The 18,406-nt window shown below is 49.9% G+C and carries 14 protein-coding genes; 5 read left to right on the forward strand and 9 right to left on the reverse strand.

The window, feature by feature from the left end; translation table 11 throughout:
• Both ACOJTG_RS05745 and ACOJTG_RS05750 read left to right on the forward strand, forming a co-directional pair.
• On the forward strand, positions 1–929 hold a 929-nt coding region (locus tag ACOJTG_RS05745; RefSeq protein WP_420152938.1), incomplete at its 5' end, for an efflux RND transporter periplasmic adaptor subunit.
• Between the two features lie 44 nt (positions 930–973).
• A complete protein-coding gene (locus ACOJTG_RS05750) occupies positions 974–4,417 on the forward strand; it encodes an efflux RND transporter permease subunit (RefSeq protein WP_420152939.1) in 3,444 nt (1,147 codons plus the stop codon).
• 6 nt (positions 4,418–4,423) lie between these two features.
• Here ACOJTG_RS05750 and ACOJTG_RS05755 read toward each other — a convergent pair whose 3' ends face one another.
• Genes ACOJTG_RS05755 through ACOJTG_RS05765 form a run of 3 tightly spaced genes read right to left on the reverse strand, consistent with a single transcriptional unit; the run spans position 4,424 to position 5,711 of the window.
• Entirely contained in the window at positions 4,424–4,663 is a 240-nt protein-coding gene (locus ACOJTG_RS05755) for a hypothetical protein (protein WP_420152940.1), read from the reverse strand.
• Positions 4,664–4,670: 7 nt separating this feature from the next.
• Positions 4,671–5,450 (reverse strand): hypothetical protein, encoded by a 780-nt coding sequence (locus tag ACOJTG_RS05760; protein ID WP_420152941.1) that lies wholly within the window; start codon positions 5,448–5,450, stop codon positions 4,671–4,673.
• A 15-nt stretch (positions 5,451–5,465) separates the two neighbouring features.
• Complete coding sequence (locus ACOJTG_RS05765) at positions 5,466–5,711, reverse strand: hypothetical protein (RefSeq protein WP_420152942.1); 246 nt, start codon at positions 5,709–5,711, stop codon at positions 5,466–5,468.
• A 270-nt stretch (positions 5,712–5,981) separates the two neighbouring features.
• Here ACOJTG_RS05765 and ACOJTG_RS05770 point away from each other — a divergent pair, with 270 nt between their 5' ends.
• Both ACOJTG_RS05770 and ACOJTG_RS05775 read left to right on the forward strand, forming a co-directional pair.
• Positions 5,982–7,580 (forward strand): sensor histidine kinase, encoded by a 1,599-nt coding sequence (locus ACOJTG_RS05770; RefSeq protein WP_420152943.1) that lies wholly within the window; start codon positions 5,982–5,984, stop codon positions 7,578–7,580.
• The gene (locus ACOJTG_RS05775) at positions 7,580–8,314 is read left to right on the forward strand and encodes a LytR/AlgR family response regulator transcription factor (protein ID WP_420152944.1); all 735 of its coding nucleotides are present in this window, start codon (positions 7,580–7,582) and stop codon (positions 8,312–8,314) included. The genes ACOJTG_RS05770 and ACOJTG_RS05775 overlap by 1 nt, the downstream gene beginning before the upstream one ends.
• Before the next feature lie 126 nt (positions 8,315–8,440).
• Here ACOJTG_RS05775 and ACOJTG_RS05780 read toward each other — a convergent pair whose 3' ends face one another.
• From ACOJTG_RS05780 to ACOJTG_RS05795, 4 genes are all read right to left on the reverse strand, one after another.
• Positions 8,441–10,192: a RagB/SusD family nutrient uptake outer membrane protein gene (locus tag ACOJTG_RS05780; RefSeq protein ID WP_420152945.1), complete on the reverse strand. Its 1,752-nt coding sequence runs from the start codon at positions 10,190–10,192 to the stop codon at positions 8,441–8,443.
• Between the two features lie 13 nt (positions 10,193–10,205).
• Positions 10,206–13,583 (reverse strand): TonB-dependent receptor, encoded by a 3,378-nt coding sequence (locus ACOJTG_RS05785; RefSeq protein WP_420152946.1) that lies wholly within the window; start codon positions 13,581–13,583, stop codon positions 10,206–10,208.
• 176 nt (positions 13,584–13,759) lie between these two features.
• Complete coding sequence (locus tag ACOJTG_RS05790; protein WP_420152947.1) at positions 13,760–14,722, reverse strand: FecR family protein; 963 nt, start codon at positions 14,720–14,722, stop codon at positions 13,760–13,762.
• A gap of 93 nt (positions 14,723–14,815) precedes the next feature.
• Complete coding sequence (locus ACOJTG_RS05795; protein ID WP_420152948.1) at positions 14,816–15,397, reverse strand: RNA polymerase sigma-70 factor; 582 nt, start codon at positions 15,395–15,397, stop codon at positions 14,816–14,818.
• A gap of 297 nt (positions 15,398–15,694) precedes the next feature.
• On the opposite strand from ACOJTG_RS05795, the gene ACOJTG_RS05800 reads away from it, so the two are divergent.
• Entirely contained in the window at positions 15,695–15,877 is a 183-nt protein-coding gene (locus ACOJTG_RS05800; RefSeq protein ID WP_094814866.1) for a hypothetical protein, read from the forward strand.
• 77 nt (positions 15,878–15,954) lie between these two features.
• Here ACOJTG_RS05800 and ACOJTG_RS05805 read toward each other — a convergent pair whose 3' ends face one another.
• On the reverse strand, positions 15,955–17,529 hold the full coding sequence (locus tag ACOJTG_RS05805; RefSeq protein WP_420152949.1) for a murein hydrolase activator EnvC family protein: 1,575 nt from the start codon (positions 17,527–17,529) through the stop codon (positions 15,955–15,957).
• Between the two features lie 105 nt (positions 17,530–17,634).
• On the reverse strand, positions 17,635–18,366 hold the full coding sequence (locus ACOJTG_RS05810; RefSeq protein ID WP_420152950.1) for a DUF4292 domain-containing protein: 732 nt from the start codon (positions 18,364–18,366) through the stop codon (positions 17,635–17,637).
• Positions 18,367–18,406: the final 40 nt, after the last annotated feature.

Consider the following 18,406-nt stretch of genomic DNA (forward strand, 5'->3'; position numbering starts at 1 on the left):
CCGTCTCGGTAACGCCGCTGCAACCCAGTACCTTTGAACACTTGATTGAGGTGCAGGGTACGGTAGATGCAAAGAACAACGTGCAGGTGAGTCCGCAGGCTTCGGGTGTAATCAAAGCCATTTACGTCAAGGAAGGCGATGCGGTGGCCGTGGGTACGCCACTGGCTAAAATTGATGATGCCATTTTACGGGAATCCGTGGAGGAAACCAAGAATCAGCTTTCGCTGGCCAGTACCCTATACGAAAAACAGAAACGCCTCTGGGATCAGCAGATCGGTACGGAGATTCAGTATCTCCAGGCTAAAAACAACAAGGAAGCTCTGGAAAAACGGATTGCGACACTGCAGGTACAACTCAATCAGTCGAAGGTTACTTCTCCCATCGCTGGTACGGTCGATCAGGTCGACGGCAAAGTGGGTATGATGGCAACGCCGGGGGTAAGTATACTCCGCGTGGTTAATTTGAGCAGTCTGAAGGTAATGGCGAAAGTGGCCGATACCTACGCCGCCAACATTCGCCGGGGCGACGCCGTGACCATCAAGCTCCCGGATTTGAACAAAGAAATGAAAGCGAAACTCAGCTTTGTTGCCACGACGGTAGATCCACTCTCGCGAACCTTCACCATTGAAGCGACCCTACCCCCCAGTAAGGAACTCAAACCCAATATGCTGGCCCAGGTACTCATCAATGACGTCACGAAGACCAATGCACTGGTGATTGACCAGAACCTGATTCAAAACACCGAAAATGGTCAGATTGTGTACGTAGCCACGAGCGAAGGCAACCGGAAAGTAGCCAAAGCCCGCCCCGTGAAAACCGGCCTGAGCTACAACGGGAAGATCGAAATTACGGAAGGCCTGCAAGCCGGTGATGCCCTCATCACGGTGGGCTATCAGGAGTTAACGGACGGACAAGCGGTTAGTTACTAACGAAACGCGGGGCCTGTCCCCGCGTTCTCTCAACCATCCAAGCAATGAAATTTGAAGAATACAAAACCCTCGGTTTTACCAACTGGTGCGTAGAAAACCGAACGACCGTATACATCTTCACGGTCATCATTACGCTGGCGGGGTTTCTGGTGTACACGAACCTGCCCAAGGAGCAGTTTCCAGACATCAAGGTACCGCAGGTGTACATCAATACGGTCTACTTCGGTACGGCTCCGGCGGATATTGAAAACCTGATCAATAAACCCATCGAAAAGCAGTTGAAGTCGCTTTCGGGGGTGAAGTCGGTCAAGTCGAATGCCTTGAATGATGTGTCGGTCATTCTGGTAGAATTTTTGCCGGAAGTCAACTCAGAAGTTGCCTTGCAACGGGTACGCGACGCCATCGACAAATCAAAGCAGGATTTACCCGCCGAACTCGATGCCGGACCCACGGCTCAGAACGTCGAGTTTTCGGAATTTCCGATTATGAACGTCAATCTGGCGGGCAATTTCCCCTTGCAGAAACTCAAGGATTACGCCGAGGATTTACAGGATGCCATGGAAGGCCTGCCCGAAATCAGCCGCGTGGATATTGTCGGAGCCTTGGAGCGGGAAATTCAAATCAATGTGGACTTGCCTCGCATGCGATCCACGGGATTGAGCTTTTACGATATTCAGCAGGCCGTTCAGGGTGAAAACATCAACATTTCGGGCGGCGAGTTGAATGTAGATAACGTTCGGCGTACGCTTCGTGTCAAGGGTGAATTCACCGACGTGGCCCAAATGCGGGAGTTACAGATTCGCACGTCCACAGGAGCAACGGTTCGTTTGGGCGACGTAGCTGACGTACAGGACAGCTACGAAGAACGGCAGGATTTCGCCCGTCTGGACAACAAGGCAGTCGTTACGCTGAACGTCATCAAGCGGGCCGGAACCAACCTGATCTCCGCCTCCGAAGGCATCGAAAAGATCATCGAAGAGTACAAGCAGGATCGTTTTCCGGCGGGTTTGAAGGTACAGATTACCGCGGATCAGTCCGAACGAACCAAAGCCGACATTCACGATTTGATTAACACCGTCATCCTCGGTTTCATTTTCGTGGTACTGGTGCTGATGTTCTTCATGGGCGTTCGGGATGCCATTTTCGTAGGGCTTTCGGTACCGCTGTCGACGCTGGTGGCGTTTGTTTGCTTCCCGCTCGTAGGTCCGCTGATTGGCTCGGCCTTTACGCTCAACACCCTGGTACTGTTCGCCTTTTTGCTCGGCTTAGGGATCGTAGTGGATGATGCCATCGTAGTGATTGAAAACACCCACCGCCTCTTTAATCAGCACAAGGATTGGGATATCAAACAGGCCGTCAAAGCCGCCGCCGGTGAAGTATTCGTGCCCGTACTTTCGGGTACCCTCACGACGATTGCTCCCTTCTTCCCGCTGTTATTCTGGCCGGGCATTGTAGGCGAATTCATGAAATTCCTGCCCATCACGCTCATCATTACGCTGTTTGCTTCGCTATTCGTTGCCTACGTGATGAACCCCGTCTTTGCGGTCAGCTTCATGACCCGGCACGACGATGAACACGGCGAACACGTACAGAAACAACACTGGCAACAGCTCCGCAAACCCACGTTTGCCATGCTGGCACTGGCACTGGTAGGCTACTTCATTAACCGGGGTGTGGGTAACTTTTTCGTGTTCCTGCTGCTGTTGTACTATTTCAATCACTTCATCCTGACGCCGCGGATTCTGGTACCTTTCCAGGAAAACATCCTGCCGAAACTACAGCACGGCTACCGGCGGCTGGTCAGCTGGGTGATTCAGGGCTGGCGTCCCGTAGTAGCCGTTGTCGCGGCCTTTAGCTTGTTGATTGTGGCGATCGTCGCCACGGCGATTCGGCAGCCTAAAGTGGTCTTTTTCCCCAGCGGCGAGCCTGATTACATCTACATCTACAACGTCATGCCAGTCGGTACGGATGCCGTCGTAACCGATAGCGTCACGAAGGAAATCGAGCGGCGGGTCTTCAAGATTCTGGCGGATAATCAGGCCACGAAAGCCGTGAACTCCGTTATTTCCAACGTGGGTAAGAATGCGGGCGATCCCTTCAATCCCGACCGTTCGGATACACCGCATAAATCGAAAGTGACCGTTGCGTTTGTGAAAAGTACCGACCGCGGAGATATTTCTTCGCAGGCCATTCTGGAGAAAGTACGCAACGCCATGCAGGGCATTCCGGGTACGGAAATCTCGGTGGAACGCGAGCAGAACGGACCGCAGACGGGGAAACCCATTCAGGTAGAAATTGCCGGGGATGAATTCGAGCCGCTAATGAAGATTGAAAAGGAATTTCGGCAAAAGCTCAAGGAATCGGGCATTACGGGGATCGATCAGCTGAAATCCGACCTGATCACCAACAAACCCGAAATTATCGTACAGATTGACCGGACCAAGGCCCAACGCGAAGGCATTAGCTCCCAGCAAATTGCCGGAGCCATCCGTACCGCTTTGTTTGGTCTGGAAATCAGCAAGTTCCGGGATGCCAAAGATGAGTACCCGATCATGCTTCGCCTGAAGCCCGATGACCGCAGTCAGATTGAGCGATTACTGAGTCAGGACGTGGTGTACCGGGATATGAACCTGGGTGGACAACTGCGGCAGGTACCGCTGTCGTCGGTAGCCAACATTAGCTACTCCACCACGTTCAGCCAGATTAACCGGAAAAATCAGGAGCGGGTCATTACGCTGAGTTCGGACGTAGTGCCCGGAGCCAATGCCAACGAAATCAACGTTCAGCTCCAACAGGTCATTAACCAGATGGAACTCCCCAACGGCTATACGATGGCCCTGGGCGGCGAACAGGAAGCTCAGGCCGAAACCTCCAACTTCCTGGGCAGTGCCTTTCTAGGAGCTATTCTGCTGATTTATCTGGTACTGGCTACGCAGTTTAACTCGGCCGTTAAGCCCGTGATTATTTTCAGTACTATTCTACTCTCGCTGATTGGGGTACTGCTGGGCTTTACCATTTTCAACCAGACATTTTCGATCATCATGTCGGGCGTGGGGATTTTCGCTCTGGCGGGTATCGTAATTAAAAACGGGATTCTGCTGATTGAATTTACCGAAGAGCTTCGGCAACGGGGATTCCCGCTACGGCAGGCGATTATTGAAGCCGGTGGGATTCGGATGACGCCCGTACTGCTCACGGCTTCGGCGGTAATTCTGGGTCTGATTCCGCTAGCCATTGGTCTGACGGTAGATTTTGCTAGTTTCTTCAGCGATTTCAATCCGCATATTGTGATTGGTGGCGATAGTGCCGTATTCTGGAATATCCTGGCCTGGACGATCATCTACGGGGTTATTTTCTCGACGGTACTAACGCTGATCGTGGTGCCCTGTCTGTACTACATCAACGAACGAGTACGGATGAAATGGTTCGGAAAAGTGGACCCGGCCGAGGGAAAGCCCTTACCGGAATCCGCTGAGATGGCGATTTAATTTTTCTTACAATCCCCGGCTGCTTGGCCGGGGATTTTTCTTTTGCTGCTGAACGTAGGTCCACGCAGCCGGGATAGCAATCGCCAGGGTTTTACTAATTCCGGCATACGAAGCCCACGCCTCCGACCAGGGATGGCCTTTGAGCCAGGGATACACGACTTCCATGCCTACGCCAATGCCCTGCATCAATAGAGCATAGCCTAAGAAGTAAACGAAATAGCGTTGGAGCGAACGATCTCTTTTCATACGCCTATTACTGAAACAAGAACATGACTAGAATACAAACCAGGTTATGCAGACCATGCTGCCCTACGCCATACCAGAATCCGTACCGCATCCGGGTGTAGCCCAGCAAACAACCGCTGATCAATTGGGGTAAGGTAACCAGCGGGTACAGCAGCAGCGGAACGTGTGTATAGTTACTCACGTGAACGAAGCCAAACATCAATACCGAGCCGTAGAATAGCAGGGGAAAGATTCGGGAAAAGAAGGGATACAAAGCCGCATCGAGTCGATGAATTCGCGTCCGTCCCAGTCCTTCGATCAGGATGCCGATGACTAGATACCCCAGCCAGAAATAAAGCACCGGCATGGTCCATACCGGTTGCAGGACGACAAACAAGCCATAGAGTGGCAAAGCACTAAGCACGTACAAAGCCTGATGGGGACTGCGTAACCAGCTCCGAAATAGAAATTCTTCCAGCAGCGGAGCAATGCCTACGCCCGCCAGCAGGGCCATCGGCAAATGCTCAAATAACTTTCTGTATTCCGGACTTAGCTCGGTTTTTTCCAGCATGCCCTGCTGTTGCAGAAAGGTCAGTAGTAGACCCACGCCCGTTGCCAGGAAGAAATTCGCCACCGTCAGTACCCCCACCTGACGCACCCGGCTAACCAGCGATGATTCAGACGAAGCCTGTATTTTAGGATGGCGGAGGAATCGCAATACCTCTTTGAATAGGGCTTTTGGTGAAAAAGAACGGCGGCCCGCGTAGGTCGTTTGGAAGGTGTACGAGGAAAGTGACAGTGTTTTCATGCGTAGGTCGTGGGTTTAGAGGATCGTGGATTTACGGAAGGCCTGTACCAGCGTTGTCACCAGTACAACCAGCAAAAAGGCCGGGAGAACGACATTCAGAACGCTGGTTGCTCCCCAGTACCCGAGGTTGTACCAGATGGACTTATCCATAAATTTTCCGAAGTCCAGGTTAGCTAGTTTCTGGCTACCCTGAACCAGTTTTACCAAGATTTGAAGGGTCAGTACAGCCGTGGCTAATCTCAGACGAATGGCAGTGTTCATGATTTTGGATGGTTTGTGTGTGATTGATGATCCAAAATTGGCCGCTCTCCGGGGCTTAGAAAAGTTAAGATGACCAAGCCCGCCTACGCCGTGATGAAGCCGGGTTACACCGGGTAAAAGGCTTCGTCCGACTGAATCGGGGATTCGCCCAGTGCGGCAGGGTTCGTACAAAGGCTACGGGGATTCATCCATGCGGACGGGGGATTGATCATACAAACCCGTCGACCACTGCTTTTCTGCGTACTTTTGATTTTCTCTGAACTCCTGCGTATGCCCCTGTTTATAAAAGCGTTGCCGAAGTGGTTGGGACTCGTCGCAGCGTTTGGCCTGTACGGGCTAATCTTTTACGGATTGATCGTCGCCGACGGAGCTACGTATTTACGGACCTACGCTCTGGTCTTTATCAGCTCGGGTGTACTGTTGTTAGTCAGTCAGTATTACGTCTGCCTCCCTTACTGGCAGCAAAGCAAACGGGCGGAGTTTCTACTGGCTACGCTCCTGCTACTCGGAATCGGGATCGCGTTCCGTTCCTGGTTCCTGCTGGAGTATACACCGGTCGATCGACTCTTTTCAACGAATTCCGATGCCCAGCGGGGCTTTCGGGATGGGTTGATGGAAAGCAAACCGGCCTTTGCTCACGTATTACCTCAGATCGTTGGGATCCTGCTGAATCTAGGCTTAACCCTAGGGGAAGGACTAATTTTTACAGTACTCATGCTTTGGTATCAACGGGGCAGGCAGCCCTTGCCGCTCTTTTCCAAACGGCTGGGTCAGTGGATACAGCCCTCAAAAACTGCCCGTCTGGTCCTGGGTCACCTGATGGGCTGGATAGCGTATCTGTTCCTTTCCAACCTGTTTGATTTCTTTCGAAAAACGTTTTATCTGCCCATGGAACTGCTCCTGCTGGTTCCAACGGTAGCAGCCTTTTACCTATGTTTACGCAGCAGTTTCCGTTTTTTATCCCAAAACCGGCTGATTGTAGCCGTGGTGAGTGCCCTGGGTATTGGCGTGATTTCGGCCATTACGAAAGGCATCCTCTTCGGTATCGCCGTGAAAGCAGGCTGGCCGCCGTACCTGGATGGCATCAACGTGTTGGCCAACCAAGCGGACTTCCGTACGATTTCCGTGGCTAAACTGACTGGTTACGGCATGGCCCGTACTTTGTCGAGCGAAGCGTATCCCATTCTGATCAGTTTTATTTATGGCTATGCCCTACAGGCGGTACGGGATCAGCAGAAACTCCGTCGGTTGAGTGAGGAACGGCAAAGGGAAATCCAACGCCAGCAACAACTCGAAAATGAAGTCACCGCGGCGAAACTTCAGACCCTTCGCTATCAGATTAACCCGCACTTTCTCTTCAATAGTCTTAACTTTCTGTACGCTCAGGCCCTGCCTTTGTCCGAAAATCTATCGCGGGCGACGTTGCTGCTTTCGGAAATTATGCGGTATGGGCTACAGGAATCCGAAACGAAAGTACCTCTGGAACACGAAGTACGGCATTTACAGAATTTTGTGGATTTCAACCAGTTGCGGTTCGCCAATCGCCTACAAGTGCAGTTTACGGTGGAAGGCAGTCCCGCCTTTCGTCGCATCATGCCCCTGCTTTTGATCACTTTTGTAGAAAATGCGTTTAAATACGGCGAGTTACACGACCCTGGTTTCCCTTTACAGATTAACTTACGGGTTGATTCCGAAACGCTTTCCTTTTTCGTTCGTAATAAAAAACGGCAGGGACCGAAGGAAGAATCGACGGGTATTGGGCTGGATAATATTCGCAGGCGACTCGAACTGGCTTACCCTTCCCGCTATACGCTGAATTTACACGATCAGCCCCAGGCGTATACCGCTGAACTTCAAATCCAACTCTAATGTATCCATTGAATTGCCTACTGGTCGACGACGAGCCCGCTGCTCTCGACATTCTGACGCACTACGTCAATCAAACGCCTTTCCTGAAACTGGCGGGGCGTTGCCTGGGGCCGATTGAAGCCCTGCAAAAAGTATACAGCGAGCCCATTGACCTGATTTTTCTCGACATTCACATGCCGGAGCTTTCGGGGCTGGATTTTATCAAGGTACTCAACGGTCGGGCTAAAGTCATTCTGACCACGGCTTATAGTCAGTACGCTCTGGAGGGGTATGAACACAACGTGGTCGATTACCTACTCAAGCCCGTAGCGTTTGACCGCTTTCTCAAAGCCGCCCAGAAAGCTGTGGACCAGCGTTCTCCCGTTACGCCACCTAATCCAACCGTGCCTACGCAAGCCGTTGAAGAGGATTACATTTTCGTCAAAGCCGATAACCGTACCCAGCGGATTACGCTTTCCGACATTCAGTACGTGGAAGGGCTGGGCAACTACGTGAGCATTTACACGGATCAGGGCCGCGTGGTCACCTTACTAACCATGAAAGAAGTGGAAGAACGCTTGCCCGAACGCCGCTTCATGCGAATTCACCGAAGCTATCTGATTGCTCTGGATCGCCTCCAGTACATTGAAGGCAATGAGGTCTTTCTGGATAAAAAAACGGCGATTCCGTTGGGTGAAACGTACCGAGAAAAGTTTTTTAAAATCCTGGAGTCTAAGACTTTAAATAAACGTTAATGCAGGTCGTTGCTGCCTAAACTGGAGAGATAACTCCTAAAACCAGGCAGACCACCCGCCCTGAACGAGCGTGAGTGGTCTGCAAGCACTTTCTTACGGCATGGAGGCGTAACGTAAGAGCCTTCCTTACCAGCCGGGGTTTTGAACCATCGCCTGATTTTTATCCACTTCACTTTGGGGAATGGGCCACCAGTAATGCTTATTTTCAAAAACTCTGGTTTCAAAAGTGGTTCGTTTGAAGAAACTTTCGTCGGTTGCACTGGAGCCCAAATCAACGGACATGCCCTCAAAACTTCCCTTTAGCTCCGAGGCCTGTTTCCAGCGACGTAAATCGAAATAGCGTAATTGTTCGTTAGCCAGTTCAATCGCCCGCTCATGCTGAATTTTCTTACGAAACTCGGTTTGGGAAAGACCGGAGGCTAGAGCAGGGAGCCCCGCTCTTGAACGGATTTTATTCACATACCCAATGGCATCAGCGGTTGGTCCTTCGAGTTCATTAGAAGCCTCGGCGTACATCAAATAAATATCAGCGAGTCGAATGTAGGGGAATAGTTTCGCCCGGTTCCGGTTGGCGATCGGATCGCTGGCAGGGTCTATGAATTTACGCAGCAGATAACCCGTGCGGGAATGGTCATCCCGGCCGACTTCCTTCCCGTCTTTTCCTTTATAAAAGAATTCCGCCTTGGTATTGTCCCACCAGGGTGCTCCGGAGTAATTGACCGTTACGTAGAAACGAGGCTCACGACCCACGTACATGTTCCAGGTCCCTTTGGGGGCGTAAGTCGTAGCCTGTTGGGAGAAACCGGTTTCCACGTAGCCCGAGCCCGCCTCCGTAATGGCTTTTCCATTCGCCATTTCATATTCATCGACTGATTTTTGTGTAACCGCTACGCCATTCCATCCGCCTTTGCTGCGTAACATACAGTGCCGATCCAGTACCAGGGAATTACCCCCGTCCAGATTCCGTCCCCAGATCATTTCTTCATTGGCGTACTGGCTGATAAACAATCCTTTGTAAGAAGCCAGGGGATTGACGGCTCCTTTATCATCCAGTACGGTATACAGATTATAGATACCCAGATCGATCACGGCCTTACTGGCTGCCTTGGCCAATTGCCACCGCTCTTTATTGTAAGCGGTAGGGAATAATGCTTTCCCGTCGCGATTCACTAGTCCAGCCAAGTCAGGATTTCCGTTAACTAATGGACTGGCAGCCCAGAGCAGGATGCGGGCTTTCATCGCCAGAGCCGTTCCTTTGGTAGGTTTTCCAGCCCAGATGTTCTCATGTTTGAGGGGCAAGTCTGTGGCCGCCTCGTCGAGGTCTTTCAAAATTTGGGTCAGGCACTCGTCGAACGTATTACGAGGAATATTGAAGGTACTGGCTTCAAAGGATACCTGATCCAGAATCAGCGGAACCGGCCCGTACAATTGAACCAGATTCATGTAATAATAGGCTCTCAAAAATTTGGCTTCAGCCTTGTAGAGCGTCTTGTTTTGCGTAGAAATCGGGGCTTTATCGACATTATCCAGGAAAATGGCAATTTGCCGGAATGATTGATAATAATTTTTCCAAAGGTTCGTCACCAGACCCGTGGTTGGATTCCAGTTACCTAAATTCATATCGTAGCTAGGATAATTGCTGCGATTCCAGGTAATGTCTGTATCATCGGCCAAACCATTGTAAGGAAGATCCGTCCAGAAGTTATAGCTGGGTAAATACGCGTAAATGCGGTACAGGAAGTTTTCCGTGTACTGACGATTGGCGAACGTGACTTCCAACGATAAAAGCTCATCGGGAGCTTTATCCAGGTACTTTTCGCAGGAAGTAAATAGGCTAACGGTAACCAGAATCAGGAATCGTACTACTATCTTTTTCATACATTTAATAGTCTTAGAAGTTCACATTGAGGCCCATGTTGATAACGCGTGACGGCGGATATTTTCCAGCACCGTCGCCGCTCTCCGGGTCATAGAGTTTGATCCGATCCCAAAGCAGTAAGTTCAGGCCATTCACGTACAGCCGGATATTATCAGCCTTGATCCGTTGAGCCCAGAGTTTCGGAATCGTATAGCCGAGCTGGGCGTTTTTCAGGCGTAGATAGTTGCCCTTGATTTGCCAGAAGGTACTGTTGCGATAGTTGTTGTCATTATTTCCGGGATACAGTCTTGGGAACGAAGCGTTAGGATTGGGATTTTCTGGGGTCCAGCGATCTAAAGCTACCTGCAGGACATTCCCAAACTGACCCTGAGCAAAAGGAATATAGCCCTCGAAGTTGCGGAACACGGATACATTACCCACGCCCTGGAATAAAAAGGACAAGTCAAATCCTTTATAGGTGAAGGTTCCCCCAAAGCCGTAAACCATCTCGGGAATGTTAGAAAACCCAATGGGCTTTTCATCATAGATATCTACCGTTCCATCGTTATTCGTATCCCGGTACTTGACATCACCCGGAACAACCGTCGAGTTAAAAACCTGTTTGGGGCTGCTATCGATTTCTTCCTGACTGCTAAAGATCCCTATAGCCTCCAGACCAAAAGGCTGACCAATTCGCTGGCCCGTCCGGCGTAAATAATCATAGCGGCGTGAAGGTTCGTCGTTATGGATAATGCGATTACGGGCAAACGTATACGTTCCTTTCAGATCCATTCGGACGGCTCCAATGGACGTTCGATACGTCAGGGTCGCATCAATGCCTTTATTGTTTACAATGCCGATATTCGCATAAGGCAGCGATTGAATTCCCAGAAGTTCGGGTACCGTTCCGCGTTGGGTAAGAATATTCGTGCGGTACTCCCGAAAAAAGTCAAGCATCAGGGAGATTCGATCTTTCATCGCACGCAGTTCCATGCCCACATTCGTCTTGCGAGAAGTCTCCCAGGTGATATTGGCATTACCAATGGCATCTTCCATAATGCCTCCGATTCCATTATTGAACTCGGTTCCAAACAGGTAGCCATCGGTTGTTTTTAGGGTCGTCAGGTACATAAACCGCTGGTCGTTGATCTGGTCATTCCCTACAATTCCGTAAGAGCCTTTCAGTTTTAGCAGCGAAATAAAGGGCACGTTATTCTTGAAGAATGGTTCATCCGAAACGACCCATCCGCCGGAGAAAGCCGGGAACAAGCCAAATCGCTTACCCCGTGGAAAATTTTCTGAACCATTATAGCCAAAGTTAATTTCGGCAAAATACCGCTCTTTCCAGCCGTAGGTAGCTCTTCCGACCAGACCCATCCGTCGGTAAGGTAACGAACCGATGGCTGAACCAGCCGTAGCCTGTCGGCCCCCCTGATTGTAGAGAAGCATCCCGCCAATGTCATGCCTTCCAAAACTGCGACTATAGTTCAGGCTGGCTTCCAGGTAACTGCGGCTTTCACCCCAGGTATCAATACCGTAGCCTAAAAACTTGTCTCCTTCAGCCGTCAGATTGTAGATCGGCTCGCCGGTTGTGGGATCATTCTCGGCAGAAACCAGCCACGTTTCAAAGTTTTTCTTACGAGCGATATTACTACTACTATAGCTATCAAAAGCAAAACGCCCCATCGCACTCAAGCCTTTCGTTAATCGGCCGAGATTATACTTCAGTCCAAAGGTTCCCTGCGTCGTTCCTCTGAACTCGGTGGCGTAGCCAGTTTGCGTGAGTCGGCCGTACGGATTTTGCTGGGCAGAAGCAACGGTACCAGGTATACGTCCATTTGGATAGACCATTGGATACAGAATCGGGGTTGCTTTATTCATCAGGTTGAAAATCTCCTGCGTCCCGGTTCCAGGAAAATTCCGGTTTTCAGTAATGCCCGTAATGCCAATGCTCAACTCCAGATCTTTACTGAGATTGATATCGACATTGGTTCTTAAATTGAAGCGACGGCGACCCAGATTGGTTGAATAGGCGTTGCGGGGATCTTCAATAAAAAAACCTTTGTCATGGAAATAGGACGTAGAGACGAAGTACCGTACCGTTGTGTTTCCACCCGAAATGTTAAGGTTTACGTGCTCCTGACCAGCCGACCGCTTCATGAGCTTCATCCAGTCTACGTTAGGGTACCGAAGGGGATCACTCTGATCTTTAATTTTCTGCAAGACCTCGTCGGTAAACGGCAGCGGTAAATCTGCATTCCGGTTTGCTTCATTGTATAGCGTAGCGTAGGTGTGTCCATCTACATATTCAGGCAAACGAGTCGGACTTAAAAAACCTTTTTCCACGGTAAACGATACTTTGGGCTTGCCTCCCGTCCCTTTACGCGTGTTTACCAGTACCACGCCATTGGCTCCTCGTACCCCAAACACGGCGGTAGCAGAGGCATCTTTAAGAATGGTAAAGCTTTCCACTTCGTGCGGGTCGATGTTGTTGAAATCCCGTTCTACCCCATCCACGAGTACCAACGGCGATTGGTTCGAACCGAAAGTACCCAAGCCCCGGATCCAAATGTTCGCCCCATCGTAGCCGGGCTCTCCCGAACGCTGCACCGTAACCAGCCCCGCCATACGCCCACCCAGAGCATTACTCAGCAGAGCCGTTGGACTTTGCTTCAATTCACGGGTTGTGATGATGGACTCTGAGCCGGTGAAGCTTACCTTCTTTTGTTCGCCATACCCTACGACTACGACTTCCTGTAAGGCTTTTTCGTCGGGTTTAAGCTGTACGTTCACCAGCGTTTGACTGCCCAGCGGAATTTCCTGTTTGAGATAGCCAATGGAGGTTATTACTAAAATGGCGGATGAACCCTCCGGTACCGACAACTGGTAGTTCCCATCGTTATTGGTATTGACGCCCACGGTCGTACCCTTCACCATAACATTGACGCCGGGTAAGGCCTCGCCCGTTTCAGAAGTAATCTGTCCACGAACGATCCGATCCGGCAGGGGTTGGAACGCTACGGATGGTAAAGGGGACCCTCGTTCCTGGACCGACATAGCCAGGACTGAAGCGGGTGTGGTCACGGTTGAGGACAGAACCCGACTCAGTACAATGTTTCCATTGATGACTTCATACTTGATTTGCAAGGGCAGAAGCAAGCGATCCAGAATGTTTTTTACCTTTTCACGTTTGCTGACCAGGTTCACTTTCTGATCCAGTGCAATGACATTTTGACTATAGACAAAATGCAACGAAGCCCGTTTTTCCAGCGATTGAATCGCTTGTTTCAGGGTAACATTGGACCAGTTTACGGAAATTATTTTTTCAATTTCAGGCTGAGCATGGGTTACTTCTGCTTTCCCGATGCTGACCAGAAGTAAGAAGAAAAGCTGCATGCGTGCGATCCGCATAATTTTTCCAACGAATGGTGAAATAAGGAGATTTTGCTTCATAGATTTAGGGTGAATTGAGTCAATAAGCTCCCTGTCACTCGATGAGAGTGATGCCGGAGGTGAGGAAGGGTGCTGGTACCACCCTTCTTCTTTTTAGAAAATAGAGGATACTAAATGAAAAGAGGATTCTGTAACTATAGGGAACAACCCTGACCTTTAACGATGACTCGGTTCTGGTTAAGCTCGTATGAAATGTTAAGTGATTTACTGATCATTTCCAGGATATCAGGTAAATTTTGATTGGTGAAATGAGCAGAGAGCTGGCACTGATAAATTTTTTCGTCTTCTACCTCGAATACAACGCCAAATCGCTGGGTTAAAGCCTCCGTAATAGCACTTAGGGGCGTATCTACAAATACGAAATCGCCTTTCTCCCAGACCTTTGAAGGATCTCGCTCTGACGTTTCATATACTTTGGTCTCTTCCCCCTTTTGATAGTATGCTTTCTGTTTAGGTAACAGCACGATATAGTTTTTCGACTGTTCTTCTTTCACCCGTACTTTCCCCGTAAGCACCGAAACCTCTACCCTACGCGAAGTCGGATTTGCATCAATCAGAAAGCTGGTTCCCAGCACCTGCGTTACCAGTCCTTTGCTATGAATGATAAACGGGCGACGCTCATCACGCTGGACCTGAAAGAAGGCAATCCCCGTTAGCGTTAAAGAGCGGGTATCATCGCCAAAATCTTTAGCTAAGTTGACCCGTGCACCGGGATACAGACATAGTTGGGATTGGTCGGGTAACGTGAGTCGCTTCAGTTCTGTCGTTGGATTCTCGTAAACCATCGGTTGCAGTCCCGTCGTTTCCCGCTTCCAGACATAGAAACCCAACGACAGAACCAAGACAATTCCAGAAGCGATAGCGATGGCCCGTTTCCAGTCGAACAGGGAACGCTCCTTGGCGAGGCCGACTTGTTCGGTAATTTTACTGTATAGCTCCTTTTGTATTTCTTCCCTTTCGGGTGCACGCCAAGATTCGGATAAATCTTTATCGGACTCGAAGGACTGGTACCATCGTTCCACCTGCTCCCGTTCCTCTGGAGAAGCTTTCCCAGCGGTGTATTTTTCTAGTAACGCAATGGGTAAGAGTGGCTTCATACCTAGACAGCGAAAGTACAAGTGGTTCTTCTATATACTAAGTGTGTCAACGCAGGGTTTACCCCCAAGCCTGTCCCTGAAAAATTTAAAATTTTATGAGAAAATAAATAAAACAAAGACACTGACATATTCTCGCAGGGAGCTACGCAAGGCTCTAAGAGCTCTACCTAAGTGATTTTCAGCCGTTTTCTCCGAAATATTTAACCGCTGAGCGATCTCTGGAATCGTCAGGTGATGCTGTCGACTCAGCTCATAGACTCTTTTACTTTGCGGAGGTAAGTACGCAACGTGTTGCTGTAAGACATTTTCTAACTCATTGAAGGCTAATTCTTCTTCGGTACAAGAGGTCTCCGTATCCTTATTTTGTTCGTAATAGGCTAAGTACCGATGACGAACTTCTTCCCGCTGGAAATAGTTGATCACCAGATATTTTACTGCCGTTCTTAAATACGCTTCGAGGGAAGAAGTGATGAGTAGTTCGGCTCGTCTTTCCCATAGATCGGCGAATAGCTCCTGGATGAGTTCTTCGGTACTATCTCTGAATTTTAAGCGTTTATAGGCCTGACTGTATAGTTTCGACCAATACCGGTTGTAAATTTCTTCAAATGCTTGAGCATTGCTCTGACGAAGTAGCAGCAGCAGATTTTCATCCGTATGAAGAAGCCGTCTTTTCATGGCTAAGCATGGTCTAGGGTATAGCGGAACAAACTATTACAAAAATCATAAAAAAGGTACAAATAATTCAAAAATTATTCAATTACATTTGGCGGGAAATGTGCCCGATGCAGCGATGATTCGGTTTTTGAGCGTATCCATTCAAGGTTAAACTTGACCAAGGCCCCTTCCTGTAGTCTTACCTAACAATGGATGTTCAGGAAAAGATTTAGTACGTTTTTCTGAAAAAGGCGGGTAGCTTTTTCCCCAAAGGAATACTTTTTTAATGTATTGTAAGTAGTAGTAAAGCGAATCCTTATGAACTCAACAAATCTCTGGAGTAATTCGGCTACTCCTGACCCTCAGCCCAAAGATAATCAAGAAGGTAACGATGAAGAACCTTCCAGTACGAGTGTTCGTGAAGACGCAGATTTTCCAAATACGGAATCCAAAATATTGGAAAAACTAATAGAAGAACTGGAAGGAGGTTCTAAAAAGTAATTACTTCCACCTAGTGAAAAAGCCGCCCACGGTATCCTCGGGCGGCTTTTTCTTTGTATATGTACGGATGAACTGGGTTACTTTCCTGCCAGCCAACCTTCCGGATTCATCTTACCGCGACCTTTCCAGATCTGGAAGTTAATTTCCGCTCCACCATTTCGATCCGACAAGGCGGTTCCAATCACTTCCCGAGCTTTTACCCGATGTCCTTCGGATACCGAGGCACTGGCTAACTTAGCGTAGATGGTAAAGTATTCGCCGTGCTGTACGGTAATTACGGTTCCCATGCCCGGTACGGACATGACGTTCCGTACAATGCCTTCGTACACGGCCCGAACGGGCTCCCCAACGTTGGTAGCAATATCCACCCCTAAGTTACGGGTTGTGATACCCGGCATGGGAGAATTCAGACCGAAGTGTTCGGAGATATAGCCGGAACGAACCGGCCAGGGCAGCCGTCCCCGCGAAGAGCCAAACGAAGCCCCAGCTTCGGCTTCTGGAGCCGCTCCAATACTAGCCCGGGTAGGTTCGGCGGGCCGTACTTCGGGCGTTTTCGCGACTTCTTCTTCAGCTTCTTTAATGATTTCTTTCGCTTTTTCGGGCGTTTCGGCTTTCGCTGCTTTGGCGGCAGCGTCCGCTCGGGCTTTGGCAATGGCTTCGGCTCGAGCTTTGGCAGCAGCTTCCTGCCGCTCGGCCTGCTCGCGGGCAATGCGTTCCCGCCGGAGTCGCTCCTCCCGCTCACGGGCAGCCCGCTGAATTTCCCGCTCAATTACATTGGCGATGGCGTTATCCAGTCGGTTGACAGCCTTGGTCCGTTCGCCCAGTTCTCCTTTCAGGGTAGTTTCCTGCTTACTCAGCTCACTGGCTACGGCGGCTTGTCGTTCCTTAGTAACCTCCAGGGTCTTAGTTTCCGTTACCTGAGCCTGTAAGACGTCGGTTTTCCGAACCTGCTTGTATTTGATGGTTTGCTGCTTGGTAGCGAGTTCGCCGCGTACCTGCTCAATGTGCCGGGCCTGCGTTTCGCGGGCTTCCGTGTATTGACGCAAATACTGGTACCGCATCACCAGGGAGTTAAAGCTATTGGCCGAAAAGAGAAAACTCAGCTTGTTGTAGGTGTTGGCTGTCTTGGATGCGGCGTATACCATGGAGGCGTACTCCCGCTTCAGGTTTTTCAGGTCGCGGGCCAATTTGCCGGACTGTACGGCCAACCCCCGCATTTCCTGATTCAACAGGTTTAAATCCTGGGAAAGCAGATCAATCTGTTTGGATTTGGTTTCGATCTTGCTGTTGAGAGCCTTGAGTTCAGTCAGCGTAGCCGTTTTTTTGCTGGCCGTCTGGTTGAGTACCCGGTTGATCTCCGTAATACGTTCCTGATTTCGGCGTTTTTCGGCTTCGAGTTGCTGACGGCTTTGTCGTAAGGAGACTTCGGTATCCTCTGTTTCTGCTCGCGAGGTACGCCGGGTGGTGGGTCTTTGCGTGGTGTTTTTTTTCGGAGCCGGTTGGGGTTTCGTCGGTTTCTTAGCCTTCGCGGGAGCCTGTTTCGCTTTTGCTTTTCCAGCAGCGGACTGCTGACGCGTAGGCGTTTTCTTTTTTCCCCGCTGGGCCAGTACGGGCTGAAAACCTACCAGAACAAGTAAAAGGCCCAGCCCCATCAGCTTTGGCTGTATGATTCGCTTTACCAAAGAAAAGGTTGGGAAAATACGCAAAATGTGAAAAGGCAAAAGTTGAACCACTACTATGAATAAATTACGACTTGGCTAATTACGGGTATACCGCGAGGGAATACTGAAGGGAAAGGTTTGTACCTGATTGGTCAGCTCCACTTTGCGGTGCCGGAGTTCGACAATGGTTTGTTGCGGCGTTCCCGACGCATTTTTTCCCTCCAAAGTCAACGTACTGCTAAAGGGGAACAGAAAACGTTCAAGGGTCGTGAACTCCTGGAACGACAAATGTAAGCGACGCGAGCCTTCGGAAGCTTCTACCTGTACAATTTTACGAGTAGCCGGATTGAGATAATTGGCAATCTGTACGGGTCCCGAACGTTGCCGCAGGACATACGTACTGCTGTCTTTCTGAATTTGCTCGATCTGGCTTTTCCAGGGCATACTACCAATGATAATGGATTGTAGCAGATCATAACTGACTTCAATACCCAGGCGGGCACTGAGTTGTGGAAAGCTGAGTTGCATGTAACTCCGGTGCAGCACATCGACAATCGTAACCGAATCCCGCGTGATACGACCCCGGGCTCCGGTAATGCCAAACTGACCGGCCGTAAACCAGATCAGGCTGTCTTTCTTCATGCGGAGTGTTAAATCGGCATTGTCAATACCATCTGCTTTGGAACGGAAAGACACTTTGGAACGAGCCACCAAGTAGGTAAAATCGACCTCATCGATGGCTACGTTCTCATTGACTCCCTCTGGGGTCCGAATGGTAGGCAACTTCGTAACTTCCGTAGGCCCATTGGCTGAATCGATGCGGGCCATCGGAGCTGATTTACGCGTTTTCTGCCGCTTACAACTTACC

It is taken from the genome of Siphonobacter sp. (genome assembly GCF_048595215.1).
GTDB lineage: Bacteria > Bacteroidota > Bacteroidia > Cytophagales > Spirosomataceae > Siphonobacter.

What these genes read in the sequence shown, in the direction of transcription:
- ACOJTG_RS05750 (WP_420152939.1), top strand. Translation starts at nt 974, where the DNA reads ATGAAATTTGAAGAATACAAAACCCTCGGTTTTACCAACTGGTGCGTA.
- ACOJTG_RS05755 (WP_420152940.1), bottom strand. Translation starts at nt 4,663, where the DNA reads ATGAAAAGAGATCGTTCGCTCCAACGCTATTTCGTTTACTTCTTAGGC.
- ACOJTG_RS05760 (WP_420152941.1), bottom strand. Translation starts at nt 5,450, where the DNA reads ATGAAAACACTGTCACTTTCCTCGTACACCTTCCAAACGACCTACGCG.
- ACOJTG_RS05765 (WP_420152942.1), bottom strand. Translation starts at nt 5,711, where the DNA reads ATGAACACTGCCATTCGTCTGAGATTAGCCACGGCTGTACTGACCCTT.
- ACOJTG_RS05770 (WP_420152943.1), top strand. Translation starts at nt 5,982, where the DNA reads ATGCCCCTGTTTATAAAAGCGTTGCCGAAGTGGTTGGGACTCGTCGCA.
- ACOJTG_RS05775 (WP_420152944.1), top strand. Translation starts at nt 7,580, where the DNA reads ATGTATCCATTGAATTGCCTACTGGTCGACGACGAGCCCGCTGCTCTC.
- ACOJTG_RS05780 (WP_420152945.1), bottom strand. Translation starts at nt 10,192, where the DNA reads ATGAAAAAGATAGTAGTACGATTCCTGATTCTGGTTACCGTTAGCCTA.
- ACOJTG_RS05785 (WP_420152946.1), bottom strand. Translation starts at nt 13,583, where the DNA reads ATGCGGATCGCACGCATGCAGCTTTTCTTCTTACTTCTGGTCAGCATC.
- ACOJTG_RS05790 (WP_420152947.1), bottom strand. Translation starts at nt 14,722, where the DNA reads ATGAAGCCACTCTTACCCATTGCGTTACTAGAAAAATACACCGCTGGG.
- ACOJTG_RS05795 (WP_420152948.1), bottom strand. Translation starts at nt 15,397, where the DNA reads ATGAAAAGACGGCTTCTTCATACGGATGAAAATCTGCTGCTGCTACTT.
- ACOJTG_RS05800 (WP_094814866.1), top strand. Translation starts at nt 15,695, where the DNA reads ATGAACTCAACAAATCTCTGGAGTAATTCGGCTACTCCTGACCCTCAG.
- ACOJTG_RS05805 (WP_420152949.1), bottom strand. Translation starts at nt 17,529, where the DNA reads ATGGGGCTGGGCCTTTTACTTGTTCTGGTAGGTTTTCAGCCCGTACTG.
- ACOJTG_RS05810 (WP_420152950.1), bottom strand. Translation starts at nt 18,366, where the DNA reads ATGGCCCGCATCGATTCAGCCAATGGGCCTACGGAAGTTACGAAGTTG.